This window comes from Bradyrhizobium ottawaense, assembly GCF_002278135.3.
Classification (GTDB): Bacteria; Pseudomonadota; Alphaproteobacteria; order Rhizobiales; family Xanthobacteraceae; genus Bradyrhizobium; species Bradyrhizobium ottawaense.
The window spans coordinates 7,029,704-7,046,235 of record NZ_CP029425.2; the positions used below are offsets into that span (position 1 = coordinate 7,029,704).

Annotated in this window: 10 protein-coding genes and 2 pseudogenes; 2 read left to right on the top strand and 10 right to left on the bottom strand. The window is 60.2% G+C overall.

Features of this window, described 5'->3' with window-relative positions:
• Window positions 1-24 precede the first annotated feature (24 nt).
• Entirely contained in the window at window positions 25-1,665 is a 1,641-nt protein-coding gene (gene groL / locus CIT37_RS33090) for a chaperonin GroEL (RefSeq protein ID WP_011084855.1), read from the top strand.
• Window positions 1,666-2,904: 1,239 nt separating this feature from the next.
• Here groL and CIT37_RS33095 read toward each other — a convergent pair.
• The 3 genes from CIT37_RS33095 to CIT37_RS33100 all read right to left on the bottom strand — a co-directional run bounded on the left by CIT37_RS33095 (window position 2,905) and on the right by CIT37_RS33100 (window position 4,974).
• The gene (locus CIT37_RS33095; RefSeq protein WP_095426903.1) at window positions 2,905-3,801 is read right to left on the bottom strand and encodes a YopT-type cysteine protease domain-containing protein; all 897 of its coding nucleotides are present in this window, start codon (window positions 3,799-3,801) and stop codon (window positions 2,905-2,907) included.
• A gap of 610 nt (window positions 3,802-4,411) precedes the next feature.
• Complete coding sequence (locus CIT37_RS40275; RefSeq protein WP_071916442.1) at window positions 4,412-4,630, bottom strand: DUF7694 domain-containing protein; 219 nt, start codon at window positions 4,628-4,630, stop codon at window positions 4,412-4,414.
• Window positions 4,631-4,812: 182 nt separating this feature from the next.
• Window positions 4,813-4,974: a hypothetical protein gene (locus tag CIT37_RS33100; RefSeq protein WP_014497793.1), complete on the bottom strand. Its 162-nt coding sequence runs from the start codon at window positions 4,972-4,974 to the stop codon at window positions 4,813-4,815.
• A 746-nt stretch (window positions 4,975-5,720) separates the two neighbouring features.
• On the opposite strand from CIT37_RS33100, the gene CIT37_RS33105 reads away from it, so the two are divergent.
• Window positions 5,721-6,989 (top strand): IS256 family transposase, encoded by a 1,269-nt coding sequence (locus CIT37_RS33105; RefSeq protein ID WP_035716818.1) that lies wholly within the window; start codon window positions 5,721-5,723, stop codon window positions 6,987-6,989.
• A 327-nt stretch (window positions 6,990-7,316) separates the two neighbouring features.
• On the opposite strand, the pseudogene CIT37_RS33110 reads toward CIT37_RS33105, so the two are convergent.
• The 7 genes and pseudogenes from CIT37_RS33110 to CIT37_RS33135 form a co-directional block, all read right to left on the bottom strand.
• Window positions 7,317-8,349: pseudogene (locus CIT37_RS33110) on the bottom strand (IS110 family RNA-guided transposase).
• 136 nt (window positions 8,350-8,485) lie between these two features.
• Window positions 8,486-9,295, bottom strand: coding sequence for an IS21-like element ISBj11 family helper ATPase IstB (gene istB, locus CIT37_RS33115; RefSeq protein ID WP_018270204.1), 810 nt, complete (start codon window positions 9,293-9,295; stop codon window positions 8,486-8,488).
• Window positions 9,292-10,806, bottom strand: a complete 1,515-nt coding sequence (gene istA, locus CIT37_RS33120) for an IS21-like element ISBj11 family transposase (RefSeq protein WP_039228609.1) — start codon at window positions 10,804-10,806, stop codon at window positions 9,292-9,294. Before istA ends, istB begins: the two co-directional genes overlap by 4 nt.
• A 298-nt stretch (window positions 10,807-11,104) precedes the next feature.
• Window positions 11,105-12,209, bottom strand: a pseudogene (locus CIT37_RS33125) (IS3 family transposase).
• A gap of 176 nt (window positions 12,210-12,385) precedes the next feature.
• Window positions 12,386-12,760: a group II intron maturase-specific domain-containing protein gene (locus CIT37_RS40325; RefSeq protein WP_474816784.1), complete on the bottom strand. Its 375-nt coding sequence runs from the start codon at window positions 12,758-12,760 to the stop codon at window positions 12,386-12,388.
• Window positions 12,709-13,626, bottom strand: a complete 918-nt coding sequence (gene ltrA / locus CIT37_RS33130) for a group II intron reverse transcriptase/maturase (protein WP_231088517.1) — start codon at window positions 13,624-13,626, stop codon at window positions 12,709-12,711. Before ltrA ends, CIT37_RS40325 begins: the two co-directional genes overlap by 52 nt.
• A 1,507-nt stretch (window positions 13,627-15,133) precedes the next feature.
• Window positions 15,134-15,367, bottom strand: coding sequence for a hypothetical protein (locus tag CIT37_RS33135; protein WP_014497799.1), 234 nt, complete (start codon window positions 15,365-15,367; stop codon window positions 15,134-15,136).
• Between the last annotated feature and the right edge of the window lie 1,165 nt (window positions 15,368-16,532).

The following is a 16,532-nucleotide window of genomic DNA, read 5'->3' on the forward strand; positions in this document are numbered from 1 at the left end:
TAATAGGGACTGAAGGAATTTTCTATGTCAGCCAAAGAAGTGAAGTTCGGAGTAAACGCGCGGGACCGTATGCTGCGCGGTGTCGACATTCTCGCCAACGCCGTGCAGGTCACGCTCGGTCCGAAAGGCCGCAACGTCGTGCTCGACAAGTCGTTCGGCGCACCTCGAATTACCAAGGACGGCGTTGCCGTCGCCAAGGAGATCGAGCTCGACGACAAGTTCGAGAACATGGGTGCCCAGATGGTGCGTGAGGTCGCTTCGAAGGCTGCGGATGCTGCTGGCGACGGTACCACCACCGCGACCGTCCTGGCCGCTGCGATTGTGCGAGAAGGCGCCAAGTCGGTTGCCGCCGGCATGAACCCGATGGACCTCAAGCGCGGTATCGACCTTGCGGTCGAGGCTGTGGTTGCGGACCTTCAGAAGAACTCCAAGAAGGTCACCTCGAACGACGAGATCGCCCAGGTCGGCGCAATTTCGGCAAACGGCGACCAGGAGATCGGCAAGTTCCTCGCCGACGCGGTGAAGAAGGTCGGCAACGAGGGTGTCATCACCGTCGAGGAAGCCAAGTCGCTCGAGACCGAGCTTGACGTCGTCGAGGGCATGCAGTTCGACCGCGGCTACATCTCGCCCTACTTCGTCACCAACGCCGACAAGATGCGCGTTGAGATGGACGACGCCTACATCCTCATCAACGAGAAGAAGCTCTCCTCGCTGAACGAGCTGCTGCCGCTGCTCGAGGCCGTGGTGCAGACCGGCAAGCCGCTGGTCATCGTCGCCGAGGACGTCGAAGGCGAAGCGCTTGCGACCCTGGTCGTGAACCGTCTGCGCGGTGGTCTGAAGGTCGCGGCCGTCAAGGCTCCGGGCTTCGGCGATCGCCGCAAGGCCATGCTGCAGGACATCGCGATCCTGACCGGCGGCCAGGCGATCTCGGAAGATCTCGGCATCAAGCTCGAGAACGTCACGCTCAACATGCTCGGCCGCGCCAAGAAGGTGATGATCGACAAGGAGAACACCACGATCGTCAACGGCGCCGGCAAGAAGGCCGACATCGAGGCGCGCGTGGCCCAGATCAAGGCGCAGATCGAGGAGACCACCTCGGACTACGACCGTGAGAAGCTCCAGGAGCGTCTCGCCAAGCTCGCAGGCGGCGTCGCGGTGATCCGCGTCGGCGGCGCGACCGAGGTCGAGGTGAAGGAGCGCAAGGATCGCGTTGATGACGCGATGCATGCGACCCGCGCGGCGGTCGAGGAAGGCATCGTCCCGGGCGGCGGCGTCGCCCTGCTCCGTGCTTCCGAGCAGCTCAAGGGTCTGCGCACCGAGAACGACGACCAGAAGACCGGCGTCGAGATTGTGCGTAAGGCGCTGTCCTGGCCGGCCCGCCAGATCGCGATCAACGCCGGCGAGGACGGTTCGATCGTGGTCGGCAAGGTCCTCGACAACGAGCAGTACTCTTTTGGTTTCGACGCCCAGACAGGCGAGTACAGCAACCTCGTTTCCAAGGGTATCATTGACCCGGCCAAGGTCGTGCGCATCGCGGTCCAGAACGCCTCTTCGGTGGCCGGGCTGCTGATCACGACGGAAGCGATGGTTGCCGAGCTGCCGAAGAAGGCTACGGCTGGTCCAGCAATGCCTGCGGCCCCCGGCATGGGCGGTATGGACTTCTGATCGGCCTCCTTAAATTCTCGATGGCATGCAAAACCCTGGCGATAATGTCAGGGTTTTTTGCAGCGAGCGGTCTGTAGCCTGCCAGTCGACGAAGAATACAGCCCATGGGCCTATCGGCCTATCCATGTGCGCGGCGGCAGGCCCCGGCTCAACTTGCTTGTGACCGTTCCTTGGCGGCGACAGGACCGCGTCCGGCACGACGCGCTGAGGGGATGGAATGTGTCTATGCTAACGATATTTTACGTTGGTCGTCCACTAGGCAGATGGCTGGGTGCTAGGCAGCAGGGCATGAACCCGCGCAGGCGCTCTCGCCGGATGCATGCCGTCGGGTTCGTCAGCTTTTGGACAGCTATTCGGTGTACAATGACTCTTGAAGTTAGCGGCGCGTGGTAGGGACAGCGCTCGCCCCGAGTATGCGTGGGGATTTCGGCGCCGAGTCACGCTCCTGCTAACTTCAACCAGTCGCGCATGCGCGGCAGAGACAGCGTCTGATCCATCCACCCGACCAGCGCCCCCGCTGCTTCCCGCGTAATCGGATCCACGCTACCGGGCGCCGGTCATCCGAATTAGCTAAATACCCCCCATGCGAGCGCTCCGCGCAGGAACTCCTCGTCCAAACTTCGCGATGTCACTCGCACTATTCGGCACTTTAATCCGTGAAAGAGTGCTCCAGCTCGGCGCACAATTCCATTGAGAAGCTTGGAACAACACAGCGCTGCAATATCACTGAGTCAGATCGCGGATGAGGTCCTCACCGAAGCCGTCAATCAAGTCCAGCGACGAGAGAAGGCGGATTGTCGCGGAGCTCGTGGCGAGCGATGACTGGCTTTGAGGCGCCGGTGCGACGGCAAGCCGATGCCCCCGGCAGCAGCTATTTGGTTGGTGAGCTCACTATAAAAGCGGCTGGCGGTGATTCCGAAGCAGATCGGCTCCAGCTAGTGCCGACTCTGTGGATGCTTGGTTGCCGACCGGCCCCCTGAGCGCGATTGGGCGTCGGGTAACGCAACCCTACGAGGAGGTTAGCCTAACGGGCCGCCGGTCCGGCCTGAGAGGAAGCGCAGGCGATTGCTCTGACACGCGATGGCGCGGGGCTCACAAACCTCAGTGACCGGCGAACCTATGTCGCTAAACATTCCCCTCTCTGCACTACTTCCAGAGAACTTCCATCGAGAGCATCGATTGAACATCCACAGAAACCGCGGCGGGTGAAACAAGGCGGGCGATGCGGCTGCCTCGTGTCTACCGATGAGGTTCCGCGCGCGGGAATAGGGCAAGGTCCGTTGCATTGGGATGCCCATACCTGATCCTTTGTGTGACGACCGCCGAAATATCACGTTTGTTCAGGGTGCTATAGCGCTCGGCAAGACTCTTAAACAACCCTCCGACCCGATCTGACGGAACAGTAAATTCGCCATAGTTAGGATCAGAGAGGATCGTCGTTCCATTCGACGTTGCCGTTGCAATCGTGTGGGTGCTGGCGCCAGGTTGGACGAATTTCAAGCTGACCAAATGGACGGATGGATCCTGCGCAAGCTCGTTTACGATCTTGTCGATGCACGAAGATGTACCAAACCTATATCGCGTCTCTTCAGCAGATGGTTCTAGGCCGGCGTCACGCAAGATTGTGCTTTTTGCCTGGAAATTGTGAGACCCTTCCGCCTTATCCTCTTTCAATTGAGTCTTAAGCTTTTCAGACTGTTCCTGCCGTCTTGCCGCCGAGCGGTGATTTTCCGTGCCCGGGAGCAGAACCCCCATTCGGGAGGAAGCGCTGCTTGGGAGATCAAGGAGCCACTCCGCGGCCAATCCAACACAGATTCCACTGACATTGGCTTGGGGCAATTCCGCCGTCCTGTAATCGAACAGAGGACGGACAGGGCTAGTGGCAACGGATAACTCGGAGCTGGAGGACAGAGAGGATGTGCTGAGGCCCGAGGTGTTTGAACTATCATCGATTGCATCTGAGGTATGCGGCTTGCTGAAGCAGAGCCCCATTCTATCGAACAATTCGCCGGGCGCCAGGCTCTCCAGCCGCGCGATTTCGGTGAGTGTTTGGGCACATTCGCTACCGTCTGCGGGCCAACTCGATTCCTCAGCTTGCTCAGTATGTGCGTATTCGCCATCGACTCGATTATACATGCTGGTTCACCGGCTTCTTCCGCGTGCGTCTCCTCAGAGGGCGCGCTGCTCACATCTTGCCTGCGACCGATATCGCGGCAAACTGACGAGGAGCTGGCCACCACACAAGCTTAGGGAAGCTATCGCCGTCATGGCAAATTGGCTGTGCGACAGTCCCAGCTTCCGGGCGCTGCTGCAGGTGTGAGGCGGTGGCCGACCAGCTAGTGACTCTTGCACAGTGAAAGAGGTCGCGCTCGTGTAATTTCAGCTTCAGTCAGGATGATGGCTGCGTTAGACGATGCCTTCACCAAACCAGGCTCGGTCGTGGGCTTGAGATCGATCTCACCCTCATCGTGCCGCGCCGCCCGGCGCCCAAAACTTCGCCTCCAAAGAGCGCGCAATTCGCGCCCCCAGTTCGCCCCGTGATCGGCTATCAGCGAGCGAGATGCTGTTGTTCGCTCTGAGGCTGCTCCTGTTTGACAGCGGCATTTCATCTCAGCCCGCCTTGCACGCCGCAACGGCCGAGCGAGCCTGACATACACCCGCTTGTGACATCTCATCGGGACGCCGAACCGGTGCTTGTGCACCCGCTCGGCCTCACCTTGTGCTCGGATATTGTAAACTCAGTCCGTCATGCTGTCGCGCTCATCCGCGCGAACAACGTTGCCGCATCTGAGGGACTCAATCCAACGACGCCTACGAAGCTCGGAGACGGCATCGGAATGTCTCGATAAATGGGTCTCCACAAATGAAGGCAATATCGGCTGTTATTCACATAACGCGAATGTGGCGGATGCAGTTGCATGACGCACTCTTCTTCATCCCAGAACATGTCTTTGACAAAGCACATCTCCTCCCAGTTTGGACAACGCCGCGGTGTCGAAACAGCGACATGCTCCCACCCAGGACGGACAAATGCACTTATCTTTAGTTCACACCCGCAAGGCCCCTGCACAAAGAAGAGACCGCAAGGGCCTGATCCCGGAGCAGTCGCGAACCGGCCATGCTGCACCCGGCCCGCCTCCAGCTTGTCTACCACCTGCGCTCGCACGCCCGCTCCTTTGCCTCTCGGATAGCCCTGAACTCTACGTAGAGGACGTTGTCGCGCAACAAGTCAACCTCCGCGATTCTCGGCCCAGCTTTCCTGAACCACTCTACAACGCACCATCCGCAAAAGCGGTAGATGTCTATCATCACTCACGCTCCTCTAGTTATGCCTCTGGTGCTCGAATTGCGCTCGGTGCCGCCGGTTGCCTGAGGACGGGCGGCGGCACGATCTGTACGTTGAGTTAGGCGACCCGCCGATCGAATCTTCCCGCTACTTATGTAAGTCCGCCATTGAGCCTCTCCGCGGCGAAGCAGTCTTGATCGGTGCCAGGCATTCACTGCTCATCGCCGGCAGAGCGCACATCACGCTTGAGCATGCGAAGTCGGCGGCTCTTGAGGCCTCATCTCGTCTTCAATGAATTGTCCCTCATCATGCCATGCTCTCCTATTGGCGGCGGAATCCAGACTTCATGATGCTCGCAGTTGCCGCACCAGATAGCTCCGGGCGACATTGCTGCTTCTGCGGGAGTGTACTTGATCCCTTGCGGCCTTCTCGCAAAGGCTGAACAGTCCTAATGCGTCAATTATGTGAAAACCATTCAGTTTTATGGCGTCCAAATCGGCTCGTACATAGCCGCAGACGTCTGGAATGCACTTCTTAGCTGGCACATCCAGCGGACCGCTGCGACCTCGATCGTCAGCTAACGGTCAGGAACAATGATTAACCGATCTCATTGGCTGCCACTGCAAATATCGCTCGATTTATAGGCCTCACTAAGATGCGGCCCTTAACGCGTTGAGCTATGCGGGAAACTGGGTGATGACGGAATGAGATAGGCGGCGTATCGAGGCGGGTGTCGAGCCTGCCAGAACCTCAAGGAGAGCGATACGCCATGAACGAGCATAGCAACATTGTCCCACTGCGTCAGCCCGATGAGATCGACGATCCACTGACGAATATTTTGCGATCTGGTGCTCGGCAGCTGCTTGCGCAGGCTGTCGAGATGGAAGCCGAGGCGTTTCTCGCCGCGATGAAGGGCTTGAAGCTTCCCGATGGCCGCGACCGCCTCGTGCGGCACGGCCATGGTCCAGTGCGGACGATCCAGACGGGGATCGGCGCCGTCGAAGTCGCCCGGGTAAAGATTCGCGATCGCGCGGTGACCAGCGATGGCGAGCGGATCCGCTTCACCTCGGCGATCCTGCCGTTGTGGGCACGGCGCACGAAGAGCTTGGATGCACTTTTGCCGGTTCTGTACCTGCGAGGCATCTCGACGGGCGACTTCCAGGAGGCGCTGGCGGCGCTCCTGGGCAAGGATGCGCCGAATCTTTCTCCGGCGGTGGTTTCCAGACTGACGACGGAGTGGCAGCTCGAGTACGAGCGTTGGCAGAAGCGCGATCTGTCGGCGCGCCGGTACGTATACGTGTGGGCGGACGGCGTCTTCCTGCAGGCTCGCATGGAAGACCACAGCGAATGCATGCTGGTGCTGATCGGCGCGACGCCGGAAGGCAAGAAGGAACTCATCGGCTTCCAGGTCGGCGTGCGCGAGAGCACGCAGAGCTGGCACGAACTGCTCGTCGAGGCGAAAACCCGTGGGCTGAAGATCGCCCCGGAAATCGCCGTCGGTGACGGCGCGCTCGGCTTCTGGAAGGCGCTCGACGAGGTCTTTCCCGCCACGCGACATCAGCGGTGCTGGGTGCACAAAACCGCGAATATCTTGAACAAAGTCGCAGTGTCGGTACAGGCCAGCATGAAGAAGGATCTGCGCGAGGTCTATTTGGCGTCCAACCGAGCTTCGGCCGAAGTGGCGATCGATGTCTTTGCCGAGAAATACGGAGCGAAGTACGACAAGGCGGTCGAGTGCCTGACGAAAGATCGCGACGCAATGCTTGCGTTCTACGAATTCCCCGCCGAGCATTGGGACCACTTGCGGACGACGAATCCCATCGAAAGCGTGTTCGCGACGGTCCGGCACAGAACGGTGCGCACGAAAGGTTCGTTATCGTCAACGACTGCCAAGTTGATGGTGTTCAAGCTGCTCTGCGCCGCATCAAAGACCTGGCGGCGGCTGAAAGGCACAAATCAGTTGCCGAAGGTCATCGCAGGTGTCAGATTCGAAAACGGCATCGAGGTCATCCAAGTGCCGGAAAACCACGCCGCCTGATCGCCTCGTCACCCAAAATCCCGCATAGCTCTAACGCGTTGGCTACGTGACCTTGCCCCCATATGTGGAACGGCCCGCGAGGCAAGAGCTTTTTCAGTCGATTTCACACATTGGAACGGTGCGGTCATATGTCCGGCCTTTGCGCGCGGCACAATATGGCCGCTGGCCTCGATGAGATCCGCGGAACGAGGAGCTAAATCAAGTTTACGCGCTTGAGCGCATTGGGGGCAGTAGCTTCACTCGTTTCGGGATTTCGTCCCATGGGTTCATCGCCTGTTGTTGCACCTCGCCCTCTGCCGGCCTGCGCCGGTCAGATCGTTTTGGCGGTCACTGCGTCACCGCGGCAATCGCCAATGGGTCGGGACGCCGATAAATTTCACCCTTGTCCAGGAGCGCCCAGATGATCCGCGCCGTCTTATTGGCCTGCGCGACGGCGGCAACCTTGAAGGGGCGTCTGGCGAGAAGCGCCTTCAGCCACGGCCGCGCCCGAACGTCGTTTCGGACAAGCCGCAAGACGGCCGTTGCCCCGACAACGAGGAGAGAGCGGAGTTCTGGATTTCCCATCTTCGATATTCGTCCCAACCGCTCTTTGCCTCCGCTTGAATGAGGCCGCGGCGTCAATCCCAGCCAGGCGGCAAAGTGGCGAGCCGACTTGAACCCGCCGGGATCCGGCACAAGCGCTTTGATGGTCGCCGCCGTAATGGCGCCGACGCCAGGGATCGTGGTCAACCGACGCATGTCCTCGTCGTGCTTGGCCTCCGCGACGATTGCGCGCTCGAGCCTCTCGATCTGGTCGGCTGAAGCTTCAATCTCGTCGGCAATAGCCATCAGCGCGAAGCGCGCTGCTGCGGGCAGGCGTGCATCTGTCTCATCCCGTATGATTGCGACCAGCGCCTCAACCTTTGCCAGGCCGGCGGTGGCGATGATCCCCAATTCTGCCAGATGCGCGCGCAACGCGTTGACCGATTGCGTTCGCTGCCGCACTAGAAGAGCGCGGGGTCTTCAGCACCATCGCGGCAGCCTGTTGCTCAGCCGTCTTAATCGGCACGAAGCGCATGGTCTTTCGGGTCACCGCTTCGCTGATGGCCTCAGCGTCCGCCGCATCCGTCTTGCCACGCTTGACGAAGGGTTTGACATAAGCCGGCGGAATGAGCCGGACCTCATGACCGAGAGCTGCGATCTCGCGCGCCCAATAGTGGGCGCTACCGCATGCTTCCATCCCCACCAGGCATGCTGGCAGCTTCTCAAAGAAACGCAGAACTTCGCTGCGCCGTAGCTTCCGGTTGAACACGGGTGAGCCCTCGGCATCCGCCCCGTGAACCTGGAAAACGTGCTTGGCCAGATCCAGCCCGATGGTGATAACCTATAGCGCGACGATCTGGGTCGGAAGAGCGCGGCGATCAGGATGGCGAGTCAGTGTCGCGGCGCGATGATGATCGCCGCGATGATTGTCGCGCGCAAGAGTTTTGTTTGCTTTGATTGTCGCGGAGCGTCAATCAAGCGAGCGTTTTTTGTGTCGCGTGCTCCGGTGGCCGCCCTGGACCACGCTTTCGCTCGAGGGCAGTCCGCCTGCGATAGCTCTCGACGTTCATCTCGACGATGGTGGCGTGGTGAACAAGGCGATCGATCGCCGCGAGGGTCATAGCTGGGTCCGGAAAGACCTTGTTCCATTCTCCAAAGGGCTGATTGGCGGTGATCAGCAAAGAGCGTCGCTCGTAGCGTGCGCTGATGAGCTCGAACAGCACACTGGTCTCGGCCTGGTCCTTGGTGACATAGGCAAGATCGTCCAAGATGACGAGATCGAAGCGATCGAGGCGGTTGATGGCGCCCTCGAGGTTGAGCTCGCGGCGAGCCACCTGGAGCTTCTGCACGAGATCGGTGGTGCGGGTGAACAGGACGCGCCATCCGTTCTCGATGAGGGCCAAGCCGATTGCTGCCGCCAAGTGGCTCTTGCCTCCACCGGGCGGACCAAACAGCAGCAGATTGGCGCCCTTGCCGAGCCAGCCGTCGCCGGCGGCGAGTGCGGTCATTTGCGCCTTGGAGATCATCGGCACGGCCTCGAAGTCGAAGCTGTCAAAGGTCTTTCCGGTAGGCAGCCGCGCCTCGACGAGATGGCGCTCGATGCGGCGGCGGCCGCGCTCAGCGATCTCGTGCTCGGCAATGGTGGCGAGGAAGCGCGCCGCCGGCCAGCCTTCTTTATCGGATTGCTCGGCAAATTGCGGCCACAGCGCCTTGATGGCGGGCAGCCGCAGCTCGTTGAGCAACAGATTGAGGCGCGCGGTGTCGACTACGTTGGTTGTGCTCATGCGGCGCCTCCGATCTCGGCGGTACCGATGAGGCATTCATAGGTGGCGAGCGGTGCGAGGCGTACCACGACGTTCGGCACCTGGGCGGGATCCGGGGCGAAGTGAGTACGTAGCCGGTTGAGGTCGGGCAGCCGGCCGTCGTTCAGGTCAGCCGTGAGCTGATTGGCGAGTTCGGCCTCGCAACCGCGCTCATGGGCGAGTGCGAGGAGATCGACCATGATCCGGCAGGCCTTCTTGTCCGGTAAGCGTTTGCGCAAGACGTCGAAGGCTCGGCGGTAAGCTTCCCGGGGGAACAGCTGGTCGCGGTAGACCAGGTTGAGGAGCGCCATCGGCTTGCGCCGCAAGGAATGGATCACGTGCCGATAATCGACGACCTGATCGTGCTTGCCATTGGGATGCGGCCGCCCGCGCGGCAAGGTGAGGAGATGCGTGCCGCCGACAAACACGTCGAGGTGATCGTCATACAGGCGCACCCGCAGCCGATGGCCGATCAAGCGCGACGGCACCGTGTAGAACACCTTGCGCAAGGTGAAGCCGCCGGACGACGTCACGTGGACGATCACCTCTTCATAGTCCGACGTGCGGCGGTCCGGCAGATCCTGAAGTGCGCTACGTTCACTGTCGATCCGCTTGGCGTTGCGGGCATTGCGGCGGCTGGCGATCTCATCGATGAAGCCACGATAGGCAGCTAGATCGTCGAAGTCGGCGGTGCCACGCAGCAACAGCGCGTCGCCGATCGCTCGCTTGAGATGACCATGCGAACTCTCGATCGCCCCGTTCTCGTGGGCGATGCCACGATTGTTGCGGGAAGGCCGCATGCCGTAATGGGCACAGAGGTCTTCGTATCGCCGCGTCAGATCGTCTTTGGCGTCGCGGTCGAGATTGCAAAAGGCGGCCGACAGGCTGTCGGTGCGATGCTCCCGTGGCGCCCCACCGAGTGACCACAAGGCATTCTGCAGGCCTTCGGCCAGAGCGACGAAGCTCTCACCGCCGAGCACGACATGGGCGTGCTCAAACCCGGAATAGGCCAGCCGGAAGTGATAGAGACGATGGTCGAGCGGTACGCCCGCGATCGTGACACCCAATTCGCCCATGTCGGTGAAGTCGGACAGGCCGCGCTGACCGGGTTCGTGGGTCTGGCGGAAGATGACCTCCTGCTCCTCGCCGTGGATCGCCCGCCAGGCCCGGATCCGGCGCTCCAGCGTGCGACGGATGCCGGCGCCGAGCTCGGGATGGCGTCGGAGCAACTCCTCGAAGATCGTGACCGGCCGCACACCGGGGGCGGCCTTCAGCATCGGCGCGATATCTGTCTCAAATACGCGGGCCAAGGGATCTGGCCGGCGACGGCCGCGGGGAGCCTTCTTCTGCGACGGAAGGCGTCGATCCTTCTCGATCCGGTAAGCGGTCGAGGTGCTGAACGAAGCCTTGGCGGCGGCCACGGGTGGGCTATCGGTCTGACGGTACTTCATGTAGAGCCTCATTTGGTGATCGGTAATGTGTCGGCCTGGCACGCGAGTGATTCCTCTTGGCGGAAGAACCACTTGCATAACCAGCCGGCCGCGATCACCAGTCGGCGCGGTCCGCTGTGGATCGCGCCGACGCCGGGCTCGTAACTCCGGTCGGGCTACGCCCTCCCTGCGTCACGAGCCCGGCGTAGCCCTCTCATCATGGTCGACGCTCCACTTCCATCCTGTTCGCCGCGCGGCATAACCTGTTTCACGGAACGGTCCCTCCTTTGTGGCGTTCGAACAACGACCACGTTCTAGCACTTTGATGCTGTTGGAGCGGGCCGTTCCACCACATCAAGTTTTATCCGGTCCTGAGTTCGCCCCGGCTGTTGGATTTGCTCGGTTGGGCGGTGGCAGCGGCGGGAGCTGGCGCGGAGCCATCGGCATAGCGCAGCGCCAGATCCCGTCGCGGGTTGCAGGTGAAGGCAAACTCCGATGGTGTTTTCCATCCGAGTTGCGAGTGAGGTCGCGTATCGTTGTAGTCGGCCCGCCAATGTCCGAGTTCGACGCGGGCCTGGGCCAGCGACGTGAACAGCGTCTCGTTCAACAATTCGTCTCGGAGACAGCCATTGAAGCTTTCGATGAAGGCATTCTGCGTCGGCTTGCGGGGCGCGATGTAATGCCAGTCGACACGGCTCTGGTCGGCCCATGTCAGGATGGCGTTGCTGGTCAATTCGATGCCGTTGTCGCTGACCACCATTTTGGGCTTGCCGCGCTCAATCATCAGCCGGTCCAGCTCCCGCGCCACCCGGGAGCCCGACAGTGAGGTGTCGGCCACCAACGCCAGGCATTCGCGCGTGCACTCGTCGACCACGGTCAGGATGCGGAAGCGGCGGCCATCGGTGAGCTGGTCCGAGACGAAGTCGAGCGACCAGCGGTCATTCGGCGCTATCGGCACCACCATCGGCGCCCTGGTCCCGAGCGCCCGCTTGCGGCCACCACGGCGACGGACCGCGAGCCTCTCTTCCCGGTAGAGCCGGAACAGTTTCTTGTGGTTGACCAGATAGCCCTCCCGCCTGAGCAGAACATGCAGGCGCCGATAGCCGAAGCGACGGCGCACCTCGGCAATCGCTCTCATGCGTTGGCGTAGGGCCGCGTCGTCCGCCCGGGTCGTCCGATATCTGATGGTCATGCGGCAACAGCCGATGGCTTTACACGCCCGCCGTTCGCTCATCCCGTGGGCGTCCACGATCGGCCAAAAGCCGCTTCAGCCGCGTGTTCTCATCCTCCAGCGTCCTCAGCCGCTTGGCCTCCGAGACCTCCATCCCGCCAAACTTGGCTTTCCATTTGTAGATGCTGGCATCGCTGACGCCGTGCTTCCGGCACAGATCGGCAACCGACACGCCAGCTTCGTGCTCCTTCAAAATCCCGATGATCTGCTCTTCCGTAAAGCGGCTGCGCTTCATGCTCTGGTCCTCATATCGGCCAGAGCGAACTTCAATCTGGATTAAGTCCACGGGGCAAGGTCATACGGCATGACGCTCGCGAGGCGCTCACCTTTTGCTGTCGAGTAGGCCGAGGGAGTTTCACCCTCGGCCGCTCACAGATCCGGACGTGATACTCTCGCATCATCCGGCTCCTGTTATCCAACCGTAGCCCGTCCAAGCTTTTGCCAATGGACAAAGAGCTTTGGATTTTGCTTCGCCATCTCGTTGAGTTTCCGCAACGACCGTCCCCGATGGCCCTTCAGTTGCTTGTACTTGCACCGAAGCCACGCGCCGAGGCGCTCATCGAAGTACTCATAGAGCCTACGCAGTTCCGTCGGGTAGAATCGCCCGTAGTATTGATCCCAGCCCCGAAGGACGGGGCTGAGACTACGCGCGATGTCTTCAAGCGGAAGCGGCGAGTGCTGAGGCAAGCGCCATCCTCGAATGCGAGCCCTCATCTCCTTGAGAGAGTTCGGACTCACGCCCGGAAGGAAGCAGGTGAAGATCCTGCCCCACCGGTTCTTCGCCATACGGGGGCGGAAGCTAAAGCCCAGGAAGTCAAAATGGATCTGCGGGTAGGACCGCCGTCGATTGCTGTCAGCGCAGTAGACCACTTTAGTCTTCTCCGGATGCAGCAATAAATGGCAGTCAGCAAACCGTCGTTCCAGCGCCGATTTGAGTTCCTCCGCTTCCGCGTGCGGCAATGGCAGATGATGTCGTCGGCGTAGCGTTCGAACGGAATGTGGGGATAAGACCCCTTCATCCAAACATCGAACACGTAGTGCAGGAACAAGTTTGCCAGGATTGGACTGACCACACCCCCTTGAGACCTGCCTGTCGTCCTCGCCCGAACCGATCCATCGGGCATCTCGACCGGAGCCTTAAGCCACCGCTCAATGTAGAGCCGGATCCAGTCAGCTTTCGTGTGTCGATAGACCGCGCGCATCAAGAGTTCATGATCGATCGTGTCGAAAAAGCTCTTGATGTCGAGATCTACGACCCAGTCGTGCTGCCAGCACCGCTTACGCGCCTGCTCTATGGCCTGATGGGCCGATTTTCCGGGCCTGTAGCCGTAGGAGTCCGGATCAAATTCTCCATCCAACACCGGCTCCAGACACCGTTTGACCACCATCTGGGCGATACGGTCCGCGACCGTCGGTATGCCAAGAGGACGAATCCCACCGCCGGCCTTAGGAATCTCGACCCGCCGCACTGGTGGCGGGAAGTAACTTCCTGACACCAACCGATTCCACAGCCGGTAGCGGTGGTTCTCAAGATCGCCGGCAAAGTCTTCGAGACTCTGGCCATCGACGCCCGCCGCCTTTCCCTTCTTCACAAGCTTATAGGCTTCCCACACCATCCGCTTGGTGATGGGCAACGGTTTGCCGGAGTTCACCGTGCTCCTCCCGGTCTTCCCGGTTGGCGCAGTGACGCCGGCAGGATAACGCAACCCCTTTGCTCCACGGCCATTACAGCCGCTTCCTCACTATTACGGGTTGCTCCGCCCCTGACGCATTGCGTCAGGTTCCGACGTTCCGTGTTGAAGCCTGTGACGAGATCATGCCGCCTATGCACCGGCTGCCGCGTGGGCCGTAAACAGGCTCCGCCCACACTCCTCCGAGCGCTACTACCCCACGCCCGTCTTGACAGCATCTTGAACCCATTTCGATACGTCATCGGCGGTTCGCTTGCACTCATCTTCTTGTCACTTACCTGACGGTTTCATTCACCGCCTTTTTCCTCATCGCTCACCACCGCGCCTTTTGAACGCGGCAGCATGAGGTGGTTTAAGCCTGCCCCTGAAGGCCGGCTCCGGGAGGCCAAACTCCCATCTTCAACACAGCATCACCGGCGTCGCCGCCGGTGTTCGTTGCACACGGTAATGCGGGTTTTGTTTCCGACAGGAATGTCGCGACTCCGACGTCGCGCAGCGGCTCCGTTTGACCAACCCATCAAATGAAAGGCGCTGCCGACAGTTCTACCTTCTGGCATGTAGCTTGCTGCGTGGGCCGAACGCGACCTTGCCGTTCCGAAGATACACGAGCAATCAATCGGCCGAGTGGTCGCGACGCAACGAACATCGTTTCTCCTACCGCCCTATGAAGAGAGGACTGCTAGCTTATGAGTGATAGGAGGCATGCAAAGCTTGGCATATTTCTGTTGGCCGGCGCTCAGCGCAATGAGACGTACATTCGCGCGCAACAAAGCCCCCAATGATCAAGCATTTCGGCGCCGATCGTCCCTCCTTGCAACCGCAGAGAAGGTGGAACTGGGAGCTCCTCGTCGCACTTCTCATAAATGCGGTGCTTTGGGCTGGAATCTACTTGGTCATCACAGCCTTCTTCTGACAGCCTCCCGTGCATGGCGACCGCGCGAGGCTTCTAGGGCCTATCGCATGCTGCAGCCGCCACGGCTGCGAATAACCTGATGCCGGCGCGCAATTCGCGCTGCGACCTGGATTTAGAGTGCGCTGTTCCGGCGACCGCAATAGGAATTCCGACGCATAACCCAGATGTCTGAAATGAAAGACACTGATATGCCGTTGCGGCCGCGGCTAAGTGCCCAAAATGACCAGTAGCAGCTCGACGTACCGCGCAGGTGGCATCCGGGCTTCCTCGTTAGGCGCAACGGATTGACTGCAAGTGAGAACTGGTACTCCGCATTACCGTTATGTGAAAGCTAGCTTTCGAGAAGCTGACGAAGCAAAGAGACCTGAAGGAACGTTGGGCAAGCGGCCGGCTCCGCCCTCACGTCCTATGGCATAGGACGGCCCGGCCGCCTCGCTCCTCGCTCCCGCAACGCTCGGAGCAGGCGGGATTGACTTGCTTGTTGAGCGATATCAGCCTCGCCCTTGGGTTGGGTATAGTTCAAAAGGCTGAAGCCTTGATTGGCCGTAGCAGCGCTTACAGCTCTTGCTCAGGCCACGTATCGTCCTCATTTTTGCGCATCCGCCACACGAGGGCGCGCTGCGCTAACTTGTCGTATTCGAAGGCAATCTTAAGCAACCTGTCTTTTGCTTTCCCGTCAACGAGCGCTGCCGCCTTCTTTCGCGTTGCTTGCGCGCGGCCTCGCCAGTGATCGGGTTGGTAGAGTTTGCTTTTCGGATTCATGCCGAGAGCATGCAATTCGTAGATCAAACAATTGCGACACCTACGCTCCGTATCATCACGTAGGAGCGACGCTCGTGGCTCGGCTGCCGAAGCGGTCGATCCCTAGTCCACAGCCCCCGACAGCTTTAGACCATCGGTCTTATGAAGAGACTTTGAATCGCATGCATCGTTAGATTGTACGAGTTGGGACAAGTGGGGATCACCACTGAGAGCCAGGGGATTCCTGACATCACGACATTTGCGAATGCTTCAAATATGTACGCTAGCCCAGGACGACGAAATAGAGAGCCTAACACCATCCGGTGCAGGCCTACCCCCGATTCATCGAATGTCATTCCCGGCGGATGACGGGCTCCGTACAATGAGAACCGCAAAGTAGAATAACGAGCTTGCCGACAGCCAGCTAAGCAGATCCGCAGCTTTCCGGTTGGCAGATGATGCGCTCCGCACACAGCAAGAACAAAACGTCACCCCACCCGAATTGAAGGAATGTTATGATTCAGAAACAACGAACTAAGTTGGCTTCGGACCTCGGACTTCGCTACGGCGCCATCGCTCTTGGCCTGGCAATGACAACGGTCATGCTCGCGCCAGCCAACGCGCTTGATCAAGCGCCGACCGCAGAGGAGAAAGAGGCCTGTATGGAAGACGTGTTACGCCTTTGTAGTAGTCACATACCAGATCGCTTTGCTATCACTGTCTGCCTCAGATCCAAGCAAGATCGCCTCAGTCAGCAATGCCGATACGTGATCTCCGGGCGGGACATCGGCAATCAGAGCAGCAGATCGAAGTGAAGGTGCTACGACTTGTCCGCCCGGCTCCTTACCAGAAGTCGTCCCAGCTCACGTGCAGCACATCGCACGAAGGTTAACCGGCGGCCCCCGCCACGGCGGCGCCGGAAGCCAAAAGCCTTGTGACCCTCCTAATATCGCCGGCAAGCAGGCTCGAGACGACGCTATTGTTCTGGTATCAAGCGACTGCAGTCCTCTGACCAGCCGCCGGCGTCCTATCTAGGGCACCATCGAATGGAGAGGGCTTGACCCTCACGTAGCGTCAGGTTGTAGCGTCGCCACAGATGCTCACGTTTCATCTGTCGGCCGCCTGTTGGACAAGTGCGGCATAGCGAGTGCGAATAGACAGGCAGCTGCAACAAGGCACTCGGCTGCAAAGACGTCTGGCTGAACGGTCGCAG

What these genes read in the sequence shown, in the direction of transcription:
- CIT37_RS40275 (WP_071916442.1), bottom strand. Translation starts at nt 4,630, where the DNA reads ATGTGCTTTGTCAAAGACATGTTCTGGGATGAAGAAGAGTGCGTCATG.
- CIT37_RS33105 (WP_035716818.1), top strand. Translation starts at nt 5,721, where the DNA reads ATGAACGAGCATAGCAACATTGTCCCACTGCGTCAGCCCGATGAGATC.
- CIT37_RS33095 (WP_095426903.1), bottom strand. Translation starts at nt 3,801, where the DNA reads ATGTATAATCGAGTCGATGGCGAATACGCACATACTGAGCAAGCTGAG.
- CIT37_RS33100 (WP_014497793.1), bottom strand. Translation starts at nt 4,974, where the DNA reads ATGATAGACATCTACCGCTTTTGCGGATGGTGCGTTGTAGAGTGGTTC.
- groL (WP_011084855.1), top strand. Translation starts at nt 25, where the DNA reads ATGTCAGCCAAAGAAGTGAAGTTCGGAGTAAACGCGCGGGACCGTATG.
- istB (WP_018270204.1), bottom strand. Translation starts at nt 9,295, where the DNA reads ATGAGCACAACCAACGTAGTCGACACCGCGCGCCTCAATCTGTTGCTC.
- CIT37_RS40325 (WP_474816784.1), bottom strand. Translation starts at nt 12,760, where the DNA reads ATGGCGAAGAACCGGTGGGGCAGGATCTTCACCTGCTTCCTTCCGGGC.